General features: G+C 74.3%; 3 protein-coding genes and 1 pseudogene. All 4 read right to left on the bottom strand.

Going from position 1 to position 4,124, the window contains the following annotated elements; genetic code table 11:
• A partial coding sequence (locus tag JNW89_RS29590) for a 6-phosphogluconolactonase (RefSeq protein WP_238451592.1) occupies positions 1-278 on the bottom strand: 278 nt, incomplete at its 3' end.
• A gap of 125 nt (positions 279-403) precedes the next feature.
• Positions 404-1,418: pseudogene (locus JNW89_RS29585) on the bottom strand (glucose-6-phosphate dehydrogenase assembly protein OpcA).
• 61 nt (positions 1,419-1,479) lie between these two features.
• A complete protein-coding gene (gene zwf / locus JNW89_RS29580) occupies positions 1,480-3,030 on the bottom strand; it encodes a glucose-6-phosphate dehydrogenase (RefSeq protein WP_238451593.1) in 1,551 nt (516 codons plus the stop codon).
• A gap of 2 nt (positions 3,031-3,032) precedes the next feature.
• The coding region (locus tag JNW89_RS29575) for a glucose-6-phosphate isomerase (protein ID WP_238451591.1) at positions 3,033-4,124 on the bottom strand (1,092 nt) is incomplete at its 5' end.

Below are 4,124 nucleotides of genomic sequence, written 5' to 3'. Positions count from 1 at the left end.
GCCGCCCGGGCCTGCGTCTCGTTGCGCTCCGGGTCGCCGGCGGGCAGGAACCGCTCGTCGCCCCACCAGACGTCCACCCGCGACCAGTCGACCGCGTCCCGGGCCGGCAGCGCGGCCACCGCCCGGTACACCGCGGCGGCGATCCGCCCCCCGGTCAGCACCACCGACGCCTGACCCCGGTCCGCCTGCGCGTCGAGCAGCTTCACCACCAGCCGGGCCGCCACCGCCTGCGCCAGCAGGTCGGCGTCGGCGTGTACGGCGACACTCGCCTCACTCATGTTGTGCCTTCGTCTCCCGACCGCGCTCGCGCGGTCCGTGTTCGTCGTGCCGGGGGGCCGGTCGGCCCGTCCGTCGCGCCCTCCCGGAGCCCCGGGGAAGCCGTGTCGGCCCCCCGGGACAGCGGTCAGGGGGTCGCGCTGGTGCCGGCGTGGGCGGTGACCCCGGCTCGGCCCGCTGCGCGGTCGCCGGGTCCTTCCAGACGTGCACCCGCCCGGCGGGCCGCTGGTCCAGGCCGGAGACGCCGGCCACCGCGCCCAGCGCCTCGGCGTACACCTGGTCGCGTCGAGCCGGCGCAGCTCCTCGGCCAGCTCGTCGCCGAGCGGGCGGCGCACCAGCGGCAGGATGCGGTCCTCCTGACCGGTACGGCGGAACACCGCCATGTTGTCGTCGCGGGTCAGCGCCAGCTCGTCGCCGTTGGCGCAGCGCAGCTGCACCTCGCGCATGCGCGGGTACTCGTCGGTGTGCTCCCACACCGGGTCGATGCCGAGCCGGGCGGTCAACCAGCCGCGCATCAGCGCCGCGGTCGGGTCGGTGCGCGGCGCCACCACGGTCGCCGCGGTGACCCGGGCCTCGGTGGTGTCGAACGCCCCGGCGACCAGGGTGCGCCACGGGGTGATCCGGGTCCACGCCAGGTCGGTGTCGCCGGGCGCGTAGTCCCGGGCCCGCTGGCGCAGCGCGTCGATCGGGTCGGCCGCCTGAGCGGTGTCGGTGATCCGCCGGTCGGCGACCACGCCGAGGAAGTCGGTGGCGATCTCGGTGGGCGGTTCGCCGTGCCACCAGGTCACCACCGGCACGTCCGGCACCAGCAGCGGCATCACCACGGACTCGGCGTGCAGGGCCAGCCGGCCGTACATCCGGGTCACCACCGCCTCGCCCGGGCCGAGCCGCCCGCCGACGACGATCTCCGCGTCCAGCCGGTTGCGCTCCCGTTCCACGTCGGTGCGGACGACCACCACCAGCCGGCACGGGTGGGCCGCCGCGGCGATGGTCGCCGCCGCCTCCGCCTCGCGGACCCGCTTCTCGTCCACCACCACGATGAGGGTCAGGGCCATGCCGCTGGCCACCCCGCCCGCGCTGCGCCGCTCGGCGGCGAGCGCCTTGACCACCTCGTTCCCGGTGGTGTCCCACAGGCCGATCACTGGAGCCTCCCGGTCCGCTGGCTGTGCCCGCGCACGCCGCTGTGTCCGATCATCGGCGCGCTCATGCCCGCCGCCAGGCGCGGCCCTCGCGCGCCAGCATCTCGTCGGCCGCCCGGGGTCCCCACTCGCCGGCCCGGTACGGCTCCGGCTTGGTGCCCGCCCAGGCGTGCTCCAGCGGGTCCACCACCTGCCAGCTCTGCTCCACCTCGGCGGCGTCCGGGAAGAGCGTCCGGTCGCCGATCAGCACGTCCAGCACCAGCCGCTCGTACGCCTCGGGGCTGGACTCGGTGAACGCCTCGCCGTACTGGAAGTCCATCGCGATGTCCCGGACCTCCATGGTCGTGCCCGGCACCTTGGAGCCGAACTTCAGCACCACGCCCTCGTCCGGCTGCACCCGGATGACGAGCTGGTTGGGGCCGAGCGACTCCATGTCGGCCGCGTTGAACGGCAGGTGCGGCGCCTTCTTGAACACGACCGCCACCTCGGTGACCCGGCGGGGCAGCCGCTTGCCGGCCCGGATGTAGAACGGCACCCCCGCCCAGCGGCGGTTCTGGATGCCCAGCTCCACGGCGACGTACGTCTCGGTGGTCGAGTCCTCCGGGACGCCCTCCTCCTCCAGGTAGCCGAGCGCCCGCTCGCCGCCGACCCAGCCGGGCAGGTACTGCCCGCGCACGGTGCCCCGGGAGATGTCCTTGGGCAGGGTGATCGCCTTGAGCACCTTCAGCTTCTCGGTCCGGATCTCGTCGGCGTCGAAGCTGGTCGGCTCCTCCATCGCCACCAGGGCGAGCAGCTGGAGGAGGTGGTTCTGGAGCACGTCCCGGGCGGTGCCGACCGAGTCGTAGAAGCCGGCCCGGGTGCCGATGCCGACGTCCTCGGCCATGGTGATCTGCACCGAGTCGACGTACTTGGAGTTCCACAGCGGCTCGAACAGGTTGTTGGCGAACCGCAGGGCGAGGATGTTCTGGACCGTCTCCTTGCCCAGGTAGTGGTCGATCCGGAAGACGTCCTGGCGGGTGAAGACGTCGTCGACCAGGTCGTTGAGCTCCTTGGCCGACGGCAGGTCGTTGCCGAACGGCTTCTCCACCACCACCCGGCGCCAGCCGCCGGACTTGGCGTTGTCGGCCATCCCGGTGCGCGCCAGTTGCTTGAGCACGACCGGGAAGGCGGCCGGCGGGATGGAGAAGTAGAACGCGGCGTTGCCGTGGATGCCGTGGCTGTTCCGCAGCTCGTCGAGGGTGGCGGCGAGGTGGTCGAAGGCGGCGTCGTCGTCGAACGAGCCGCCGACGAACTTGATGTTGCCGGCGAGCCGCGACCAGACCTCCTCGCGCCAGGGGGTACGGGCGTGCTTCTTGGCCGCCTCGTGGGCCAGCGACTCGAAGTCGCCGTCGCCCCAGTCCCGGCGGGCGAAGCCCAGCACCACGAACCCGGGCGGCAGCAGCCCTCGGTTGGCCAGGTCGTAGACCGCTGGCAGCAACTTCTTGCGCGCCAGGTCACCGGTGACTCCGAAGATCACCAGAGCGCAGGGCTCCGGGATCCGGGGCAGTCGCCGGTCCTGCGCGTCGCGCAGCGGGTTCACGCCGCCTCCTCGCTCCGTCTGGTCCATGTCGTCCATCGTCACGCCCGCCATCGTCCGATCGCTTCCAGCAGCTGGGCCAGGCCCGCCGACCTGTCGGTCAGGTGCAGGCGTAGCACGGGTCGGCCCCGGTCGGCCAGCGCCTGCCGGTCGCCGGCGGCCTGCGCCGCCTGCAGCTCCCCGAAGGAGTACGGCCGGCCCGGTACCGGGAGATCAACGTGCACCGCGCCGGTGAGCTGAAGGTAGCTGCCGACCGGCGGGCCGCCCTTGTGGTACTGCCCGGTGGAGTGCAGGTATCGGGGGCCCCAGCCGAAGGTGACCGGCCGCCCGGCGGCCTGCGCCAGCAGCGGCCGCAGCCGCGCCGCCGCCGCCTCGTCCACCCGGTCCAGGTACGCCGTCACGGCGAGGTAGCCCGCGTCGCCCACGCCGTCCAGCAGGTGGCGCAGCGCGCCGGTGAGGTCGGCGGGGGTGCCCGGCGGGGCGTACACCTCGATCGCGCCCTCGGTGGACGAGGGCGCCTGCGCCGGCGGTCCGGATTCCAGGATCCGCCGGGTGTTGTCCTTGCTCGCGGCGACGTCCGGCTGGTCGAACGGGTCGATGCCGAGCACCACCGCCGCGACCGCGGTCGCGTACTCCCAGGTCAGGAACTGGGCCCCGAGGGGGCCGTTCACCGCCAGGTCGGGTTCGCCGCCGCCGGGGACGTCCCCCGCGGCCAGCGCGCCGCCGTGGCTGACGGTCAGCACGTCCGGTCCGGTCGCGCCCGGCGCCTGCGGAGACTCCACCACGACGGGCAGGACGCCGAGCCCGGCCTTGCCGGTCGACTCGGCGAGCAGCTGCTCGATCCAGTCGCCCAGGCCGTCCAGGCCGGTGCCGTCGGGGACCAGGGCGACCTTGTCCCGGCCGGTGGTGGCCGCCGCGGCGAGCGCCGCCCCGAGCGCCAGGCCCGGATTGTCCCGGTTCCCGCCCAGCGCGGCCGACACCGCCTGGGCGTCGTCCAGCAGCTCGGTCACCTCCACCCCGGCCAGCGCGGCGGGAACCAGGCCGAACGCGGTCAGCGCCGAGTACCGCCCGCCCACCTGCGGGTCGGCCGGCAGCACCACCACGCCCATCTCGTCGGCGGTGGCCTCCAGCGG

The organism is Micromonospora sp. 4G55 (genome assembly GCF_016803375.1).
The sequence above is the reverse complement of the archived record's forward strand: the minus strand, read 5'-3'. Positions and strand labels throughout refer to the sequence as shown.

Coding starts and splice junctions, on each gene's coding strand:
- zwf (WP_238451593.1), bottom strand. CDS start 3,030: ATGGACGACATGGACCAGACGGAGCGAGGAGGCGGCGTGAACCCGCTG.